Source organism: Erythrobacter sp. S227 (assembly GCF_057364925.1).
Window position 1 is genome coordinate 1,059,884 of sequence record NZ_CP200280.1, and the last position, 19,120, is coordinate 1,079,003.

Here is a 19,120-nt window from a genome sequence, read left to right on the forward strand (position 1 = left end):
CGATCTAGCGTTCGAAAAGGCTCACCAATTCGACATGGGTGGACCATCGAAATTGCCCCACCGGGCGCAGCCGTTTCAATTTGAAGCCAGCCTCCGCCAACACCGCGCAATCACGCGCCCAGCTTGACGGATTACAGCTGATATAGACCACCCGCGAAAGCGAGCTTTCTGCGATCTGGGCGACTTGCGAGCGTGCCCCTGCGCGCGGCGGATCGAGCAGGACAGCGTCAAAGCGGTCGAGTTCCGAAGCCTGCAAAGGGTTACGGAACAGATCGCGGTGCAGCGCAATCACGCGCCCACTCGTTCGCGCAGCAGCCGCTTTGCACGCGAGGTGCGCCGCTTGATCCGCTTCTGCGGCAAGGACCTTGCGCGTCCCCTTCCCCGCCTTGGCCATCGCAAAAGCAAAGGTGCCGAGCCCTGAAAACAAATCCGCCACAATGCGCGCGTCACCAAGCCATTGTGACGCATCGTCGATCATGAGAGATTCTGCATCGGGGGTGGCCTGCAAAAACGCATTTGCAGGAAGGCCAACGGGCAAGCCGGACAAGGTGACGGTCGCAGGCTCAGGTTCCCAAATGGTCTCGGGCCCATAACCTTGATCGATGGTAAGCCGTGCCAGGCCTTCGCCTTGCGCAAACTCAAGTGCGCCTTCTGTTGCGGCAAGCCCTTCCAGCGGGAAATGGGTGAGGCCCAGATCAATCCCCTGGTCACACAAGGTCAGAGCGATATCGACATTACCCTTTGGGCCATGCGCTGCGACAAAGAGCCGCAAGGGTTCGATCAGTCCAGCAAGCTTCGGGTCCAGCACCGGACATTGCGCCAAATCGACGAGCGTGTGCGAGCCGCCTTCGCGGTAGCCGACAATCGCCCCGCCCCGCGTTCTTTGCGCATGAAGACCAGCACGCCGACGTGAACCTGGCGGCGAAAGGTGCTCTGGCAAAAGCTCACCAATGTCGAGGCCTTGCCCCGTGGCCGCATTGACCACACGCTCACGCACAAACCGGCTAAGCACCTCGTCATCACCATGCTGCAATTGACAGCCACCACAGGTGCCAAAATGCTCGCAAGCAGGCGCTGTGTGATGCGGTCCGGGAATAATGGTTCCATCCGACCGAACGCTGTCGCCCGGCACAGCCCGCGCGAAATGCGTGCCTGTTTCGCTCACGCCATCGCCTTTTGCAGCGATCCGGACGATTTTCTGAACAGCGGTCACAAACACCTCGCCAATGCGCGTGACACACCTTGCGCCAATTCGAGCGAAGTGAACGCTGGCCCGCAAATCCTTGCCGCCTCACCGTGAAGCCATACCGCCTCGCAAGCAGCTGTGAACGGGTCCGACCCATTGGCCATGCGGCTGACCGCGATCCCCGCGAGCACATCACCCGTACCTGCAATCGAAAGCCACGATGCCGCAGGCGGAGCAATTGCCACCCTGCCTTGTGGCGAGGCGATGATCGTATCGGGGCCCTTGGCACAAATGACCATGCCGCTCATGGCCGCAAGCGCCTTGGCGCGAGCCATCCGGCCCTCGGCGACAATCGCGAATTTGCGGCAAAGCGCATCAAGCTCCCCGTCATGCGGCGTTGCGAGCACAGACATTTGCGGATCAATCATATGGGGCTCAACCAGATGCAAAGCGTCGGCATCCAGCACGTGACCGCCCTTACATTTAAGCGCCGCCTCAAGAGCCTTGATCGAGCCCTCATGGCGCGCCAGTCCGGGTCCGATCAGCACCGCATTGATCCGCTTGTCATCAAGTGCGACCCGCACATGCGATGTGTCCACAACAAGTTCCGGTCCCGCATTTGGTGCCGCATGCGCCGCAAGTTTGACGTATCCTGCACCCGCTCTCATCGCTGCCTGGGCGGCCAAAACAGAGGCTCCCGGCATGTCACCACCGACAATCGCCGCAAGACCTCGGGTGTATTTGTGATCGGCGAAAGCGGGCGGCGCGAGCTTTGGCTTTGTGATGCGCACCGCCGCTTCTTCGACCGCGCTAACGCCAATCGGCACAAGGCGCTGCGTCCCGATTCTGTCACGCGCTGGCAAGAGGCAATGCGCAAATTTCCACGCACCAAGCGCTAATGTCACATCGAAACGGGGAAGCCGCTCATTCAGAACTGCGCCGCTATCGCTGGCAATCCCGCTGGGAACATCCAGAGCAATCGCCATCTGATGCCGATCTGCCAGATCGCGCAAAAGCAATGAGTGCTCACCGCTGAGCTTTCGTGTGAGCCCCGAACCGAACAGGCAATCGACGAAGACCTCGCCTTCGGCAGAGCCTCCTGACGTCAGAACTTCGCCGCCCCAGAGGGCAAGTGCCTGTTTGGCCGAGGGGGTTTTGGGTGCCTCGGGCGCTACAATCGTGACTTTAAGGCCCGCTTTTTGAAGGCAATGCGCAATGACGTAACCGTCGCCGCCATTGTTGCCCGGGCCACATAGGATTGTAACGGATCGCCCTGCCGCGAGACGTCTAACCCATTCTGCCGCGCGGCCCGCAGCAAGCTTCATCAGATCAAACTCAGGCATTCCTGCATCGAACAGGCGCTGCTCGGCGTCGCGCATTTGCTGTGCCGTGAGGATTTGGGGGCTAACCATTCACTGGGTCAAAACGATGCTCTTGGACAGGTAGTAACGATCATCGGCAATAAACACTTCGAAGTCACCGGTGACCGGATCTTGAGTGAACGTCGATTCATCAGAGCCATCAGCAGATTTCACACCTCCATCGGCCGTTACAAAACGTCGAAAGCCGCCATCGGGATGATGGATGACAATCATACTTTCAGACAGACGCTCAGCGGTGCAAACACTGGCGTATTCCGCACCGGCCCCGATAGCGCAATCAAGCATATCGCCTTCTGGCTCTGGCGATTGAGTTGCTTCGCACGCTGTTAAGAGCGCGAAGGCGATAAGCCCGCTAGATATCCGCGAATACATGAGTTTCTGCCTTTGCTCCGGGATGGGTGAGCGCACCATCGCGCGCTGGTCCAACGTTTTGAGCATAGCGCCAAAGGGCACCGGATTGATAGTCATTGCTGCGCGGTTGCCAAGCTTCTTTGCGCTTGGCGAGGGTCGCTTCATCCACTTCAAGGTCGATTGTGCCACCCTCGGCGTCAATGGAAATGGTATCGCCGTCCTCGACCAGAGCAATCGGCCCGCAATCCGCTGCCTCTGGACCCACGTGCCCGATGCAGAACCCGCGGGTCGCGCCTGAGAAGCGTCCATCGGTGATAAGCGCAACTTTCTCGCCCATGCCTTGCCCGTACAGCGCAGCGGTGGTGGAGAGCATTTCGCGCATTCCGGGGCCGCCCTTGGGGCCTTCGTAGCGGATGATGATGACGCTTCCTTCGGCGATGTCGCGCTTCTCGACAGCGGCGAAAGCGTCTTCCTCGCAATCGAAAACGCGCGCTTTTCCCGTGAATTGCAGGCGCTCCATGCCAGCAACCTTCACAATCGCCCCCTCGGGTGCGAGCGAACCTCTGAGGCCAACAACACCGCCTGTCGGAGTGATCGGCTTTGCCACGTCGTAGAAGACTTTCTGATCAGGGTTCCAGGTGATCTCTTCGATATTTTCACCCAGCGTTTTACCGGTCACCGTCATCGGATTGGGGTCAAGGAAACCGCCTTCGAGCAGCGTCTTCATTCCCATGTAGATGCCGCCTGCCTCGTGCATGTCTTTGGCGACATACTTACCGCCAGGCTTGAGGTCCGCGATGTAAGGCGTTGATTTGAATATCTCTGCAACATCGAACAGGTCAAAATCGATTCCCGCCTCGCTCGCCATGGCGGGCAAGTGGAGCGCGGCATTGGTCGAGCCGCCGGTCGCGGCAACAACGCGCGCGGCGTTTTCAAATGCTTCCTTGGTGCAGATATCGCGTGGGCGCAGGTTCAGCTTCAAAAGCTCCATCACCTGTGCGCCAGCAGCGCGCGCAATCTCCTCGCGTGACCTGAAAGGAGCGGGCGCCATATTGCTGTTTGGCAGCGACAATCCGATGGCCTCACCCACGCACGCCATAGTGTTCGCCGTGAACTGACCGCCGCACGCGCCGTGGCCGGGACAAGCGACTTTTTCGAGCGCGATAAGCTCTTGCAAGGGGCAATTGCCAGCGGCGTGTTGACCCACGGCCTCGAACACATCGACGACGGTGACATCCTCGCCCTTGTAGGTGCCGGGAAGGATCGAGCCGCCATAGACGAAGATCGACGGCACGTTGAGGCGCAGCATCGACATCATCATGCCGGGCAAGCTCTTGTCGCAGCCCGCGAATCCGACCAGCGCGTCATAGCAGTGACCACGCACGGAGACTTCGACACTGTCGGCGATAATCTCGCGGCTGATCAGCGAGCTTTTCATGCCCTGGTGGCCCATGGCAATGCCGTCTGTGACGGTGATCGTGTTGAACCGGCGCGGTGTGCCTCCGTTTGCAATCACACCTTCGCGGCAGATATCGGCCTGCGCGTTCAGCGTGGTGTTGCAAGGCGCTGAGTCATTGCCCGCGCTCGCGACGGCCACGAATGGCTGCGCGATCTCTTCCTCGGTCATACCCATGGCGTAGTAATACGAGCGGTGCGGCGCGCGTTCCGGGCCTACGGAGACGTGGCGAGAGGGAAGTTTGGACTTGTCGAAAGACATATTATTACTCTTTGAATTGATTTTGCGAAACGTCCTTACATTCAGGGTAATGCAAGCACAACCCTCCGCGCAACTTTGGCAAGCAGTCCGGCCCAGTGCTTTTGCCCTTGCGGTGTCGTGATTAAATCCTGCCGGATCTCGGTCGCGAGATAGGGCCTCCCGCAGCTTTCAGCATGGCGGTTCATGGTCGCATTCAGTTGGCGGCCGGAATACGGTTCATTGTCCCCAACCGTGAAACCCTCTTCCTCGAAGAAACGGATCGCGAGACGCGCCGCGCGGTCGTCCTGGTTATACAAGAATGCCACTTCCCATGGGCGGTCCTCGTCACTAGTGGCGAGCTTTGGCGTGAAGCTGTGGAGCGAGATGATGAGTTCGGGTGCGCGCTCGTCGAGCCACTTGGCCATTGCATCGTGATAGGGGCGATAAATCCGGGCGAGGCGCGCTTCGAGATCGCAACCGATGTTGCCGTGGATTACGTGACCATCGCTCTCTTGCGGGACGACGCCGGGGTGGTCTTCTTCGCGGTGGAGGTCGACAACCAGGCGGCTGACCGTGGCGAGATGCGCGGGGATGCTATGGTTCGCGGCCATCTCTTCGGCGACGCCTTGAACGCCGATATCAATGGCGATGTGCTCATTCATCAGCGCGTGGTCGATGCCAAGGTCAATGCCCTCGGGCACTCGGTTGGATGCGTGGTCAGAGACGCAGACGATGCCTCCGCGAATTGGGCCGCTCATCGCGGCATCTCCGATATGAACGTATGGCGATGTCACCGCAGCTTTCCTGCAAGTTGCCACCAGTCGGGTCGCTTGCGGGCAATTGCCCTCGCCGCGTCGTCGCGGGACTCTTCGTCAGCGTAAAGCGCGAAACACGTCGCACCGGACCCAGACATGCGAGCGATGATCGCGTCGGTCGCCGTCAATTGCTCGAGCACATCGCAGATAGGTAGAACAATATCGCAGGCCGGGTTCTCAAGCGAATTGCGGCCAAACAATGCGATATCTCTGGCTGTTCCTTCGGGAAGCGGCCCTTCGTCAAATCCATTCCAGGCCTTGAAGACTGGCCCCGTGGCAAGCGGTATGCGCGGGTTTACCAGTAGGACGGGCGTGCCTGTAAGGTCGCTTTCAATGGGTTCCAGCTCGGTGCCGGTGCCCCGCCCGATCACCGTTTCGCTGCGCACACAGCACGGCACATCTGCGCCAAGCTTTGCCGCGCGCGCCTGCCAGTCATCGGGAAGGCCGTGGAGACGCTCGACCAGCCGGAAGACTGCGCCCGCGTCAGCAGACCCTCCCCCAAGGCCAGCAGCGACGGGAAGGTTCTTTTCAAGGGTGATGCTCATGCCCTTCGGGCGCGGAAGTACAGACAGCGCCTTGGCCACGAGATTGTCGAAAGGATCGTCGATCCCACCTGCAAACTCGCCGATTGTGGTGACTTGGTCTTGCTCTCTAGCCTGCGCGCTCAGCGTGTCACCAGCGTCAACAAAGGCGAACAGCGTCTCAAGCTCATGATAGCCATCCTCGCGCCGCCTTCGGACATGCAGCGCGAGGTTGATCTTGGCGTAGGCGGTTTCAGAGAGTGAAGTCGAAATGATCACACCTTTTTTCGGCGAAACAGGTCAATAGCAATCCAGATCAAAGTGACCACCGCAAACGCTACCAAACCGATCTCGATCCAAACCAAGCCCTCAAAAGCGTAAAAGTTCGGCGCGCCGTCTACCAAGGCTTTGTAAGTCTGCCTGAGCAGGAACAGATAAACCCCGACAAACACAACTAGTGCGATCAGGAAAACACGGAACCAAACTTTGGTGTCCAAGGCTTTCAGCACGCGAGCCAGTTTAAACGCACCAATTGCGCAAAGGATCAGGCTCGCAATCGTAGCCCACACGCCGGGATGACCAAACAGCCACAACACGTGCTGGAACAGGACCGGATCGCCTTGTGTTTGAAGCATATCAGCGCTCAAAGCGGTACCCCCTGATCATATGGCCCGTAGCGCCGTCTGCGGACATGCAGCGCAAGGTTGATCTTGGCGTAAGCGGTTTCCTGCATTTAATCCTCCCCATTCTGGGGAGGGGGACCATCCGGAGGATGGTGGAGGGGCGACCTATCGCGATCATCACAGATTTCAACAAGCCGGGTCACAACCGCTTCAACATCCTCAAGTATTGTCCGCGCCGTAATGCGCGTAGTGGCAATGCCGTGCGCCTGAAGCCAAGCCGAACGCTGCTTGTCCTTCTCAACCCGAGCATCATGCGCCCGACCATCGACTTCAACAGCCAATCGAACTGCGACACAGTAGAAATCCAGCACAAACCGTCCAGCCGGATGTTGGCGCCGGAATTTGTAGCCGCCCGGGCGTTTACGAAGCTCGGTCCACAACTTCACCTCCGGCAAAGTCATCTCGCTGCGAAGCTTTCGGGCGAGTTTTACGGTGCGGCGAGGTCCTGTGATCACTTCATGCCCCTCCACCACTTCGTGGTCCCCCTCCCCGGTCCGGGGAGGATGTGTTTGGCGTAGGCGGTTTCTTTCATCAGTTAACCGCGCGCGAGATAGTGAGACATGTTCTCGTCAACGTGCGCTTCTAAAACCGTCACTAATTCAGTGTCTAACTCCCGATCGAGGCTATCGAAGTCGTCAAGACTATCGGTCCAATGAACATCAAGGATATTCCATCTTTCGTCCTGCGACATAACTGGAAGTTCCACGCCGAGAACATCAAGAATTAGAGAGAATCTTTCAGCACACTTATTCGCACTGAGAGCCTGAAGCGCCCCTAGCACTTCATGCGCATCCCGATCCCACGAGGCGGTGAGGTAACTGTTAACCCCTCCATTATTGGCCATGCCCATGAACTCAGATACGAGCGACGCGGCGCGCCTTTCCGTCCCGAACTCATACGCGTCAGGATCGCAGTTTAGAACGAAGTTGTTCCAAGCTTGAGTTTTGGGATCGGCCAACACAACCCTACATATTCGGATAGTTAGGACCGCCCGCGCCTTCAGGCGTTACCCAGTTGATGTTCTGGTTCGGGTCCTTGATATCACACGTCTTACAGTGGACGCAGTTTTGCGAGTTGATCTGGAACTTGGGCTCTTTGCCCTCTTCCTCGATCCACTCATACACACCCGCAGGGCAATAGCGTGCAGATGGCCCGCCAAAGACGTCGTATTCGCTCGCCTTTTGCAGGTCGAGATCACCCACTTGCAAGTGGACCGGCTGGTCCTCCGCGTGGTTGGTGAAGGAATAGGCCACATTGGTCAGGCGGTCGAAGCTGATCACGCCGTCGGGCTTGGGGTACTCAATCCTGGGATAAAGGTCCGCGCGGCCCGTTTGGGTGTAATCGGCGTGGTGCTTCATGCTGATCGGCAGGCCGATTTTGAGCGTGCGCATCCACATGTCTGCGCCAGCGAGGATCGTGCCGATGTCCTCGCCATACTTCGCAACCGCTGGCTCTGCGTTTTGAACCTTCTTAAGTTCGTCCGCGATCCAGCTTGAACGCACCGCGGGTTCATATCCTTGGAGCTCTGGCTGGCTCTCGTGGCTTCCGATTTCCTCAGCGATCGCCTCGGCACACAGCATCGCGCTCTTCATTGCGGTGTGGCTACCTTTAATGCGCGGCACGTTCACGAAACCAGCCGCACAGCCGATAAGTGCACCGCCGGGGAATGCAAGCTTTGGCACAGACTGCCAGCCACCCTCGTTGATCACGCGCGCGCCGTAAGCGACACGGGTGCCGCCTTCGAGATATTCGCGGATCGCAGGGTGCTGCTTCCAGCGCTGGAATTCCTGATAGGGCGAAACCCATGGGTTTTTGTAATCAAGCGCGGTGACAAAGCCGATTGCGACTTGGTTGTTCGCCTGGTGGTAGAAGAAGCCGCCGCCCCATGTGCCGCTTTCGCTAAGCGGCCAGCCTTGGGTGTGTATCACACGGCCGGGGACGTGCTTTGCAGGGTCAATGTCCCACAGCTCTTTAATGCCAAGTCCGTAAACCTGAGGCTCGCAATTGGCTTCGAGATCGAATTTGGCTTTGATGCCTTTGGTAAGGCTCCCACGCGCGCCTTCTGCAAAGAGCGTGTACTTCGCCTCGATATCCATGCCGGGCTGATAGTCGGGCTTTTTGCTGCCGTCTTCGGCGATGCCCATATCCTGCGTAGCGACGCCTTTGACCGCGCCATTGTCGTCATACAAGACGCCCGATGCCGGGAAACCGGGGAAGACCATCACGCCAAGCGCTTCGGCCTGTTCGCCAAGCCAGCGGGTCAAATTGCCAAGCGATCCGGTGTAGCAGCCTGCATTGCTCATCAGCGGCGGCATGATGATGTGCGGGATGGAGGTCTTGCCGGTCTTTGAGAGCGACCAGTGCCAATTGTCGGTGACCGGTGTTTCCGCCATCGGGCAATCCATATCGCGCCAGTCAGGGAATAGCTCGCTCAACGCCTTGGGATCGACAACCGCGCCTGAGAGAATATGTGCCCCGATTTCTGAGCCTTTTTCAAGGACTACGACTTCGAGTTCCTCATTCAACTGCTTCAAACGGATTGCAGCGGAAAGGCCAGCTGGCCCGCCACCCACAATCACGACGTCGCATGGCATTGATTCCCGTTCGCTCATGAGCTTTTCTATCCCAATCTTTCGTCTTGCGAGTTATCTCGCACTTATGTGTAGCACTGCACTTGCTAAGCGAGGCGGTGACAGTCAAGGGGGGCATTGAACAGTATGAACGCATCCAATCCCACTTTGAGCTACGAATTGCAGGCGGCCCTGGATTGGTGGCGGCTGGCCGGTGTTGACAGCGACTATGCCGATGACGCTACGGACTGGCTGGGCAGCGCTGGCGATCACGGTGCGGGCGAAAAGCCTTCAGGTGCCGATACCGCCAAGGCAACGCCGCAAGGCGCCTATCAAAATCAAGAGCCCGCTCCAGAGCCGGTCAAACCCGCAAGGGTCGATCTTCTAGGACCGAATCCCCCGGGCGACCTTGCTGCATTTCAGGAATGGTGGATGTCGGCCCCCGGGCTCGACACGATTGGCCCGCGCGGAAGAGTGGCACCGCGAGGGGCCGCGAACCCTGAACTGATGGTGCTGGTGATCGATCCGGAACAAGGCGACAAGGACATATTGCTCAGCGGGCCGCAGGGTCGGCTTCTATCGCGAATCATTGCGGCGATGGGGATTGACCAGGAATCGGTCTATTTCGCCTCTGCATTGCCGCGTCACACGCCCATGGCTGACACAGCGTCGCTGGGTGCCTCCGGAATGGATGAAATAACGCAGTTTCACGTTAACCTTGTTAATCCGCAGAAAGTCTTGGCCCTTGGCGCAGGCATCCCGCCGCTTTTGGGCCACGCATTAACGAATGACCTCTCGCTTTTACGCGAAATCAACCAAACAAGCACACCAAGACCGCTGTTCGTAACCGAAGGACTGGACGCCATGATGGCGATGCCCCGTCTGAAGGCAAAATTCTGGCGGAGATGGATCGAATGGTCGATCAAGGGATGACTTTGAAAACTATGCGCGCACTCATTGCCGGTCTTGGTATGATCTCCGCCCTTGCGATGACCCCGGCCGTATCGGCACAAAGCGGCAGTCTGGTCGCGCAATATGATCGGCAGAATAGCTCGGTGCCTGCGCAATTGAGCGCTGATGAGCGTCTCCACTACCAACAATTGTTCGCAGCGATAGACGCGCAAGCGTGGGACGATGTCCGCTCGATGCTCAATCAACGCACTGACAGCGTCCTTCATCAGACTGCGCTTGCCGAATTTTACACCCATGCGAACAGTCCGCGTGTGTCGGCGGAACAGATCTCCGAATGGTTTCGCGCCGGCGTTGAACTGCCCCAATCAGAACAGCTTGGACGGCTTGGCACACGGCGGGGCCTCGAATGGCTTCCCGCTTTCCCGCGCACGCTTAGCCTTACTCGTCAGCCCGGCATCACAAAACGCATGCGTCCGCGCACCATTGATGACGGCACACTGCCTGCACAGACCCGCTCTGCGATTCTTGATGCGATCCGCAATGACGACCCGATCAGCGCGTACAATATTCTGCTCGAAGCCGATCCTTCTCTAAGCCCGCAAGCCCGCGCCGAATGGCGTCAGCGTGTGGCTTGGAGCTTCTACATCGAGAATGACGACCAGAACGCTCTTGCTCTCGCGCAGACCGTTGCCGAAGGGTCAGGAGCCTGGGTCGCAGAAGGTGAATGGGTCGCAGGGCTTGCCGCGTGGCGGCTGGGCTCTTGTCAGGTCGCAGCCGAAGCCTTCGCGCGCGCAGCTGACCGTTCAGAAAATGTCGAACTGACATCGGCGGCACATTACTGGGCGCACCGTTCCTACATCCGCTGTCGTGAGCCGGGGGCTGCACAGGCCCACCTTGAAAACGCCGCGCGCTTTGACGAGACGCTTTATGGTCTGCTTGCCGTCGACCAGCTTGGCATAGAAGTGCCATCGTCTGCGCCGGTTCAGCCACTCTCTAGCGCGGAATGGAGCGCAATATCGGACCGCAGCAATATCCGCGTTGCAAAAGCTCTGGTCGAAATCGGCCGTCCCGCTCTTGCTGATGAAGTCTTGCGCCACGAAGCGCGCATCGGGCGCGCCGAGGATTACTACGCTGTTGCCAAGCTCGCCCGCGAACTCGGGCTGCCTTCGACGCAGCTTTACATGGCGAATTACGCGCCGCGCGGATATCGCGCTGACCCGTCGCTGCGGTTCCCCGTCGCCCACTGGCAGCCGAGCACAGGATGGCGGGTCGATCCGTCTCTCGCCTTTGCTCACGCCCTGCAAGAGAGCAATTTCAGAGCGAGCGCCGTTTCGCCTGCCAATGCACGTGGCCTGATGCAGATCATGCCCGGCACCGCGCGCGATCACAACCGCCGCCTCAACCTCGGTGCAAGCTATGCCGATCTCAACAAGCCAGAGGTGAACCTCGCCTATGGTCAGCAGCACCTTGAGATGCTGCGCGATAGCGGCGCGACGCAAGGGCTCCTGCCAAAGATCATGGCGGCCTATAACGCCGGGCTCACTCCGGTCAGCCGCTGGAACTATGAGATCAACGACCAGGGCGATCCCCTGCTCTGGATGGAATCGATCCCCTATTGGGAAACGCGCGGCTATGTCGCGATCGTGATGCGCAATTACTGGATGTATGAACGTGCCGCAGGGGCCCCATCGCCATCCCGCCGCGCGCTGGCACAGGGGCAGTGGCCACAATTCCCGCTTCCCGCGAGGACACAGACTGCTAGTACGGGGTCTTCAAACCTCAACCAATAGGGACACCAAATGGCGATTGACGAGAGCAGACCTTTCACACCGATCAATATCGCCATTCTCACCGTCTCTGACACGCGAACCCGCGAAACCGACACGTCGGGCGATATCCTCGCCGCTCGGGTTGAAGGCGCAGGGCACCGGATCGCCGAACGCACCATAGTGAAAGATGACGCAGGCGAGCTTGCCGCGCAGTTCAACCAATGGATCGACAATGCCGAAATCGACGCCATCATCTCCACCGGAGGCACCGGTCTCACCGGCCGCGATGTGACACCCGAAGCCTTCGCCCGGATCGAGGGCGCCCGCGATATTCCCGGCTTTGGCGAACTGTTCCGCTGGCTCAGCTATAAAAGCATCGGCACAAGCACGGTCCAGTCACGCGCCTGCGCTATAGTCGCGCGAGGAACCTATCTCTTTGCCCTCCCCGGCTCCAACGGAGCGGTCAAAGACGGCTGGGATGGCATCCTTGCCGAGCAATTGGACAGTCGCAATCGCCCTTGCAATTTTGTCGAATTGATGCCGAGATTGCTAGAGACATAATCCGGGGGCGAGCCGTCCTTAAAGGTATGCACACCAAGTTGACCTATTGAATTTCGGCAAGAATATCTTGCGCGAATATTTGAAGGTAGAGTGCATAGTGCGAAGCGAAACGAAATTCCGCCTTCTCAGATGGCTGGGCTTTCGCTGGGTAACACCGATCAGCACCTTTATGGTGCCGGTTCACCCGTTGCTGGTTCCGCTCATCCTTATCCTGTCGTTAGCCTGGGCTGCCACAGCCTTTGTTGCGCCGGGTGCAGACCTTGGCATTCTTGAAGACCTGGGCGCAGAACCGAGATGGACGGTTTTTCTAATCCCGATCCTGCTGTTGAGCGTAACCCTCTCGATCCCGGTGATCAGCTGGGCCGCATTGGCCATGGGCGGGCGACTTGTTCAGGCCGTGCTGATAATCGTGATGCTGTGTGCAATGGTCGGAGACTCCTTAACGGGCCGGGCGGATGAAAAGTGGTTGATCCTGCCCTCTGCTTACCTCGTTTATTATCTGTACCAGCTAATTGGCGGCCCGTTGCGCGCGCGCAGGCTCGCTCGAAACAATCAAGCGTTCGATCCCGTCGAGCTTGGCAATCTCTGGCTCGAACTTGCGAACAATCGCTTTGAAGATGGTGATCCGATCAAAGCCGGCACCGCAGCGCGTGTCTACTCCCCGCGCAAAAACGGGGAAGGCAGCATCACTTATCGATTGTCAAAAGAAGCGGGAAAACAGCTTGAAGAGACCAGCAATGGCCTTCTTCCCAAGGGCTGGTGGCTGGCCGAGCGCGACGAGTATTTTGTCTTGTCGATGCCAGCCAGCGGGGATGAGTTGAAACTTTCGATTACGACTAAACCCTACCGGGACCCATTCGGCCTTGTTCGCGGTGAGCTCTTTCAGACGCAGATTGATGATGGAACCAGATGCGCTGTCCTCATCACAGGCAAGGCATTTGTGACGCGCTGGCCCCTCTTCAACTTGTTCTATTTCATCTCGATCCACGGCAAAAATCAACGCGTAGCCCATTTTGATCAAAGGGAATTTGGCCCTCTCAAAGAAGGGGTCGACTATGGCAGGATGGTCTTGCGCGATCTTCTGGTAATTCCTGAAGGTCCCCAGTTCGAAACCGAGGCGTTGGGCGAGTTTGAAGAGCAGATCATCGCCATGCAGCCAAGCTTCAAGGAGGCGCGAGAGCGGTTCTGGCAGGCGATGTACGCTGGTGAGCGCTATCTCAACCACAAGGAAGATTATGATCTTCTGCGAGAGAAAGCGGACCAATGCGAACGCATCGATCTTTTGTCGGCGCTCGATTGGTTGCGCCGCTGCCGGAATGAAAGCTTGATTAGCGAAGTCCAGGCCGCAACAAGCCTGATCGAGAAAATGCCTGTCAGCGTCTGGAAGCAGTGCGGCACAGAGATGCTTGAAGCCTTTAACACGCGCGTTTTGGCGATGACTTGGCCCACCAATATGGTCTTGCCCAATGGCAATCCGCCCTATCCGGCCGGAGCCCCGATTTTCGGGCGTATGGCGACTGAAAGGGCAGGTTTTGGCCTTATGCGCGATTTTCCCTATTTCTATATTGGCCTGTTCAAACTCAGTCCAGAATTTGAGCAGGTGATCACCAAGATGATCCATGAGGCGCGGGTTATCGGTATGCCGCTGGCCACGGGATTGGACAATCTCGTGCCCCGCATTGAAGGCGGCAAAGGGTCTTAGACAAACCAGTTTCGATGTAGCCAAACGGCACAATGTTCTTTATATGTTCTACTCATGAGAGCACCAGAACATCCCGATGCACAGTATGGACGCGGCGCGGCTTCTGCCAAGGTTCCCACCCGCTTTGGCCTTGCGGAGCGGGAGACCGATGGCGATTGGCGTGACTATGTGGAGGGTCTTGGCGTCGATGAAGCGCCGCCCATCAAACTGCGCACCCATGTTACGGAAGAACACCCCAAGACGATCCTCTCGTTCAATTCCTCGCCAGACATCCCGTTCGACCGCTCGATCAACGCCTATCGGGGGTGCGAGCATGGCTGCGTCTATTGCTATGCGCGCCCTACCCATGCCTATCACGATTTGTCGCCGGGGCTTGATTTTGAAACGCAGCTGTTCGCCAAGCCCGGTGCAGCAGAGCTTTTGCGCAAGACACTGAACAAGCGCGGATACAAGCCAGCGCCCATTGCGCTTGGCACCAACACCGACCCGTATCAGCCGATTGAAAAACGGTACGAGATCACGCGTGAGATTTTGGAAGTTTGCTTTGATGCGCGCCATCCGGTGACGATCACAACGAAGTCGGATCGCGTTTTGCGCGATGTGGATATTCTGGAGGAGATGGCACAGGCCAATTTGGTCGCGGTGGCTATTTCTGTGACCACCCTTGATGCAAAGCTGTCAGTCAAGCTTGAGCCGCGCTGTGCCGCTCCGGCGAAGCGGATTGCGGCGCTGGGCAAGCTTATAGAGCACGGCGTTCCGGTGCATTGCTCGGTTTCCCCCATCATCCCCGCGATTACGGATGAATTTATGGAAGGGATTATCGAGGCGGCGGCGGGCGTCGGGGTTAAAAGCGCCAATTGGATACCCTTGCGCCTTCCCCATGAAGTTGCCCCGCTTTTCCGCGAATGGCTCGCCGTGCATTATCCCGACCGCGCCAGCAAAGTGATGCGCATTGTCCAGTCAATCAGAGGGGGGAAAGACAACGATCCCGACTTCTTCACCCGCATGAAGCCTACAGGCGTATGGGCAGACATGTTCCGCGCCCGTTTTCGCATAGCATGCAAGCGCAGCGGCGTTGGTCATGGCAAGACTGCGCCAAGATTTGAGCTGGATTGTTCGAAGTTTCGACCACCGGAATTGGGCGGACAGATGCGGTTACTTTGATGCATCTCAATTATTTTGGTCACAAAATGTGGAAATACACTCCTGACAGCGCTCTTCGGGACCGGTTTAACTCTAAATTAACCCCGTTTAAGGACTCGCTAAGTAAATCGACGTATTAACGTCTTGTAACTGGGGGTGCAGACCATGACAGAAGCAACAGATCCAAAGAACGAGCAAGAATTTGATCGTCGCAAAAGCGATCGAAGACAAGGCGACCGCGGCGTCGAGGATCGCCGCAAAGGCGAACGTCGCCAAAGCGATGAGCCTTATTCCGGACCTGAGCGGCGGAAGCATCCGCGGGGCTGACAGCATCACGTGCCAGTGCTGAGCTCGGGTTCTATGAGTTTTGAGCTTAGGTTGGCGATTTGCTGGCGCGCAATTGGTGGAACCTCATGCTTTCGGTGTGCCGCGTTCGTATCGCACACGAAAACACAGTTCGCCCTCGCGCAAGATCGGCGGCCAAACACTATAGACTTCTTGAAAGTTACCATGAGTGGAGCGTTGAGTGGAAGCTGGTTCAATGCCACTCTCTAACTGGAGGCAGTGCTGAAAAAGCTTCTCCATCAACCTCAGATCGCGGTAAACCCAAGTACCGTAGCCCGATCCGTTTCCATATTGTTGAAGCAGCTCTTCGGACGGCCTTCCGTGAAACCACAGAGATTGTTCAGCCGCAACGCTGTACCCATTATTCGCAACAGCGAGATCGTCGTCCTCCCACGCATCGCATTGATTGAAAAACGCTTCCGGATCACAGTCTTCCGCGAGCTGGTATGCTGCGTCAATCATTCGAAGAGCCGCAAGACAGTTTTCCGACCGCTCCATTGGCACAATAACTGTGTCTTCGTAACAATTTCGGATATGCTCATGGACTTCTTCTCCAATAACAGGAGATTTTCCGATCCCAAGTGAATCGCATCCCACCAGAAGAAATGCGGCAAGCAGTCCAAATACCCTCACCCAAAACCCCCGCCGGTCTTCCCCGGTTTAAACCGCATCAAGCGGCTATCGAGCAGAGCTGCCGTCCGGTTCACCACGGCAAGCTGGTAATCTGCATCCTTGATCATCGCAAAGAATGCACCTGAATTGGGGTATTCGGCCACAAAACCATCGTGCCAGACTTTATCATCGGGCTCTGGTCCCGTGACCATCGTCTGGAATGCGCCGCGCCAGACCACTTTGCCGCCGACGCCTGCGAAGATGGCGTGTGAGGTCTTGCCGTATTCTTCATAAGCCCGCCGCCCGGTCCAGCCATTGCCGTGGTGCTCGTGGCCTTGCGGATACTCGGCAAGCTCGCGGTATCGCAGCAGGTTGAGCATATGGATCGGCTCATCACGCGGGAGGTCTTTGAACGCCTGAAAATTGGCAGGACTCGGGTCGATATAGGCTTTAGCCATGCTTTGTATCCTTCTGCGTTGACCGCGCCGTTACGAGGAAGCGGGGCCGTGGGTTGCCCAGACAAGGTGGCGGCCATCGCGCATGATCAACACGACTTGATAACGGTCGACACGGTTGCCCTGCTCCATTCCGGGTGAACCAATCGGCATACCCGGAACGCTGAGCCCAACGGCATCGGGGCGCTCGGCAAGCAGGCGTTTGATGTCTTCAGCGGGCACATGGCCCTCGATCACATAGCCTTCGACCATGGCGGTGTGACACCCGCGCAAGGTTCGAGGCACCCCTGCGGCATCGGCCACCGGATTAAGGTCATCGACATTGCGCACCTGCATGGTGAAGCCCGCCGCTTCCATCCGCTCTACCCAAACCGCACAGCACCCGCACCACGCCGTCTTGGCCACGTCGATCACGCTCGCCGCGGCAGAGGATGTACAAGCCAGCAAAGCAAGAGGCGCCATAAGTGTGGCGAAACGGGAATGCGCGCGTCTCATGGTACTCATCCTTCCAGTTTGTAGTCAGAGAACCGCTCTCGCAGGTCTTTCTTAGAAATCTTGCCGGTTGCGGTGTGCGGAATATCATCCACAAACTCGACCGCATCGGGCAACCACCACTTCGCAATCAGCGGTTTGAGATGCTCGATGATGTCGTCCGCCGTGACGCTCGAACCCTCGTTGCGGACCACGAACAGCACAGGCCGCTCATCCCATTTGGAGTGGTACATGCCCACACACGCCGCCTCGGCAACTTCGGGGTGGCCGACGGCTGCATTCTCAAGCTCGACCGAACTGATCCATTCGCCGCCTGATTTGATCACATCCTTGGTGCGGTCGGTCAGTTGAAGCGTGCCGTCCGGATGGATGATGCCAACGTCGCCTGTGTCGAACCAGCCATCGTTATTGGTCGCATCGGTCTCGGCCTTCAGATAGCGGCGGATGATCCAGGGCCCACGGATTTGCAAGGCGCCAGATGCCACGCCGTCGCGGGGCAATTCGGTGGTCATATCGTCCAGATCAACAATCCGCAGCTCCACGCCGAAGATCGGGCGGCCCTGCATCGCGGTCTTGTCGACCTTTTCCTCGAAGGAAAGCTGATCCCAGTCCCAGGTCGGCCCGCCAACGGTGCCGATGGGCGAGGTTTCGGTCATGCCCCATGCGTGCTGAACCCGTGTGCCGTTTTTCATCAGGCGTTCGATCATAAAACGCGGACAGGCGGAACCACCAATGGTCGCTGCCTTCAAAGGTGGAAGATCAAGCCCTTCTTTGTCGCAATACTGGAAGTGGGCGAGCCATACGGTGGGCACGCCCGCGCTATCGGTCACGCCTTCGCGGATCATCAATTCGTGCAGAACCGCAGGGTCGTTGACGGCGGAGAAGACAAATTTGATCCCCGCCATCGCGCCTGCATAGGGAAGGCCCCAGCTGGCAGCGTGGAACATCGGCACCACAGGCAGCATGCAGGATGCGCTCGAAAAGTTGAAGGTAGAAGGCTGCAAGCCGGAGACCGCGTGAAGCACTGTGGAGCGGTGTTCGTACTGCACACCTTTAGGGTTGCCGGTGGTGCCCGAAGTGTAACAGATCATGCAGGGATCACACTCGTCCCCCTGATACCATTGGTAATCGCCATCCTGCGCGCTAATCCAGTCTTCAAAGGATTGCGAATGCTCTCCTGAATCGAAGCAGATATAGTGCTCAACCGTGGTCCATCGGTCTTTCATCTTGTCGACGATTGGCTGGAATGCAGCATCATACACAAGCACGCGGTCTTCTGCGTGGGTTACGATGTATTCAAGCTGATCCTCGAACAGGCGCGGGTTTACGGTGTGGAGCACCCCTCCCATCCCAGCGACCCCGTACCAGCTGACCAGGTGGCGCGAGTGGTTCATTGCAAGGCTGGCAACGCGTTCGCCCGGCTTGATGCCAAGCGCTTCCAAAGCCTGCGCCATCTTCAAAGCATCGCGGCGGATGCCTGCCCAATCGGTGCGGGTCTCGCTTCCGTCGGCCCAGCGGGTCACAATCTCGCGCGAGCCTGCCTCGCGGGCTGCGTGATCAATCACATGGGTGATACGCATCGACCAATCCTGCATCGCACCAAGAGTTTGTGTGGGCATGGGTTTCTCTCTCCTCAATTGCTTGTCGCACCCGTTTGGATAACGTTTTCGCAAGAGACAATGCCGCGCAAGATTGCCGTTTGCAATCGCGATATGCGATCATTGGTCCGGTTGAGCAGAGGAAACAAAAGCCCAGAGGTAGAACGAAAATTACAGGCGGGGCGGCAAGCAGCGCAAAGTTGAAGGGTCCAGATATGCCGACCCAATATCAATCGAGCACCTTTAAGGCCTCAAAACACTCAACTCACCGCAAATGGAGCAGAATTTTTCACTCTTTTTCAGTATTTTTTGGAATGGTTAGGCTAT

At 57.9% G+C, this 19,120-nt stretch carries 20 protein-coding genes; 6 read left to right on the forward strand and 14 right to left on the reverse strand.

Going from position 1 to position 19,120, the window contains the following annotated elements; genetic code table 11:
* Window positions 1-4: 4 nt before the first annotated feature.
* The 10 genes from AC0V6Q_RS05030 to AC0V6Q_RS05075 all read right to left on the reverse strand — a co-directional run bounded on the left by AC0V6Q_RS05030 (window position 5) and on the right by AC0V6Q_RS05075 (window position 9,246).
* On the reverse strand, window positions 5-1,213 hold the full coding sequence (locus tag AC0V6Q_RS05030) for a class I SAM-dependent RNA methyltransferase (RefSeq protein WP_486167315.1): 1,209 nt from the start codon (window positions 1,211-1,213) through the stop codon (window positions 5-7).
* Window positions 1,210-2,598 (reverse strand): NAD(P)H-hydrate dehydratase, encoded by a 1,389-nt coding sequence (locus tag AC0V6Q_RS05035; RefSeq protein WP_486167316.1) that lies wholly within the window; start codon window positions 2,596-2,598, stop codon window positions 1,210-1,212. The genes AC0V6Q_RS05030 and AC0V6Q_RS05035 overlap by 4 nt, the downstream gene beginning before the upstream one ends.
* Window positions 2,599-2,940 carry a hypothetical protein gene (locus AC0V6Q_RS05040; protein WP_486167317.1) on the reverse strand — a complete coding sequence of 114 codons (342 nt, stop codon included), beginning with the start codon at window positions 2,938-2,940 and terminating at the stop codon, window positions 2,599-2,601.
* Window positions 2,921-4,636, reverse strand: coding sequence for a dihydroxy-acid dehydratase (ilvD, locus tag AC0V6Q_RS05045; protein WP_486167318.1), 1,716 nt, complete (start codon window positions 4,634-4,636; stop codon window positions 2,921-2,923). Before ilvD ends, AC0V6Q_RS05040 begins: the two co-directional genes overlap by 20 nt.
* Window positions 4,637-4,677: 41 nt before the next feature.
* Window positions 4,678-5,373 (reverse strand): N-formylglutamate amidohydrolase, encoded by a 696-nt coding sequence (locus AC0V6Q_RS05050; RefSeq protein ID WP_486169257.1) that lies wholly within the window; start codon window positions 5,371-5,373, stop codon window positions 4,678-4,680.
* Between the two features lie 32 nt (window positions 5,374-5,405).
* Entirely contained in the window at window positions 5,406-6,230 is an 825-nt protein-coding gene (locus AC0V6Q_RS05055; protein WP_486167319.1) for a 4-(cytidine 5'-diphospho)-2-C-methyl-D-erythritol kinase, read from the reverse strand.
* Window positions 6,227-6,598, reverse strand: a complete 372-nt coding sequence (locus AC0V6Q_RS05060) for a hypothetical protein (RefSeq protein ID WP_486167320.1) — start codon at window positions 6,596-6,598, stop codon at window positions 6,227-6,229. The genes AC0V6Q_RS05055 and AC0V6Q_RS05060 overlap by 4 nt, the downstream gene beginning before the upstream one ends.
* Before the next feature lie 86 nt (window positions 6,599-6,684).
* The gene (locus AC0V6Q_RS05065) at window positions 6,685-7,089 is read right to left on the reverse strand and encodes an endonuclease domain-containing protein (RefSeq protein WP_486167321.1); all 405 of its coding nucleotides are present in this window, start codon (window positions 7,087-7,089) and stop codon (window positions 6,685-6,687) included.
* 80 nt (window positions 7,090-7,169) lie between these two features.
* The gene (locus AC0V6Q_RS05070) at window positions 7,170-7,592 is read right to left on the reverse strand and encodes a DMP19 family protein (protein WP_486167322.1); all 423 of its coding nucleotides are present in this window, start codon (window positions 7,590-7,592) and stop codon (window positions 7,170-7,172) included.
* Between the two features lie 7 nt (window positions 7,593-7,599).
* Entirely contained in the window at window positions 7,600-9,246 is a 1,647-nt protein-coding gene (locus tag AC0V6Q_RS05075; RefSeq protein ID WP_486167323.1) for an electron transfer flavoprotein-ubiquinone oxidoreductase, read from the reverse strand.
* 105 nt (window positions 9,247-9,351) lie between these two features.
* On the opposite strand from AC0V6Q_RS05075, the gene AC0V6Q_RS05080 reads away from it, so the two are divergent.
* The 6 genes from AC0V6Q_RS05080 to AC0V6Q_RS05105 all read left to right on the forward strand — a co-directional run bounded on the left by AC0V6Q_RS05080 (window position 9,352) and on the right by AC0V6Q_RS05105 (window position 15,640).
* Window positions 9,352-10,137, forward strand: coding sequence for a uracil-DNA glycosylase family protein (locus AC0V6Q_RS05080; protein ID WP_486167324.1), 786 nt, complete (start codon window positions 9,352-9,354; stop codon window positions 10,135-10,137).
* An 11-nt stretch (window positions 10,138-10,148) separates the two neighbouring features.
* Entirely contained in the window at window positions 10,149-11,906 is a 1,758-nt protein-coding gene (locus tag AC0V6Q_RS05085) for a lytic transglycosylase domain-containing protein (protein ID WP_486167325.1), read from the forward strand.
* Between the two features lie 9 nt (window positions 11,907-11,915).
* Window positions 11,916-12,446: a molybdenum cofactor biosynthesis protein B gene (gene moaB, locus AC0V6Q_RS05090; RefSeq protein WP_486167326.1), complete on the forward strand. Its 531-nt coding sequence runs from the start codon at window positions 11,916-11,918 to the stop codon at window positions 12,444-12,446.
* Between the two features lie 97 nt (window positions 12,447-12,543).
* Window positions 12,544-14,148: a hypothetical protein gene (locus tag AC0V6Q_RS05095; protein ID WP_486167327.1), complete on the forward strand. Its 1,605-nt coding sequence runs from the start codon at window positions 12,544-12,546 to the stop codon at window positions 14,146-14,148.
* 54 nt (window positions 14,149-14,202) lie between these two features.
* Window positions 14,203-15,312 carry a PA0069 family radical SAM protein gene (locus tag AC0V6Q_RS05100; protein ID WP_486167328.1) on the forward strand — a complete coding sequence of 370 codons (1,110 nt, stop codon included), beginning with the start codon at window positions 14,203-14,205 and terminating at the stop codon, window positions 15,310-15,312.
* 181 nt (window positions 15,313-15,493) lie between these two features.
* Complete coding sequence (locus tag AC0V6Q_RS05105; protein ID WP_486167329.1) at window positions 15,494-15,640, forward strand: hypothetical protein; 147 nt, start codon at window positions 15,494-15,496, stop codon at window positions 15,638-15,640.
* 62 nt (window positions 15,641-15,702) lie between these two features.
* On the opposite strand, the gene AC0V6Q_RS05110 is transcribed toward AC0V6Q_RS05105, so the two are convergent.
* From AC0V6Q_RS05110 to AC0V6Q_RS05125, 4 genes are all read right to left on the reverse strand, one after another.
* The gene (locus AC0V6Q_RS05110) at window positions 15,703-16,098 is read right to left on the reverse strand and encodes a hypothetical protein (RefSeq protein WP_486167330.1); all 396 of its coding nucleotides are present in this window, start codon (window positions 16,096-16,098) and stop codon (window positions 15,703-15,705) included.
* 167 nt (window positions 16,099-16,265) lie between these two features.
* Window positions 16,266-16,706: a DUF1330 domain-containing protein gene (locus AC0V6Q_RS05115; protein WP_486167331.1), complete on the reverse strand. Its 441-nt coding sequence runs from the start codon at window positions 16,704-16,706 to the stop codon at window positions 16,266-16,268.
* A gap of 30 nt (window positions 16,707-16,736) precedes the next feature.
* A complete protein-coding gene (locus AC0V6Q_RS05120) occupies window positions 16,737-17,198 on the reverse strand; it encodes a DUF411 domain-containing protein (RefSeq protein WP_486167332.1) in 462 nt (153 codons plus the stop codon).
* 5 nt (window positions 17,199-17,203) lie between these two features.
* Window positions 17,204-18,814 carry a long-chain fatty acid--CoA ligase gene (locus AC0V6Q_RS05125; protein ID WP_486167333.1) on the reverse strand — a complete coding sequence of 537 codons (1,611 nt, stop codon included), beginning with the start codon at window positions 18,812-18,814 and terminating at the stop codon, window positions 17,204-17,206.
* Window positions 18,815-19,120 lie beyond the last annotated feature (306 nt).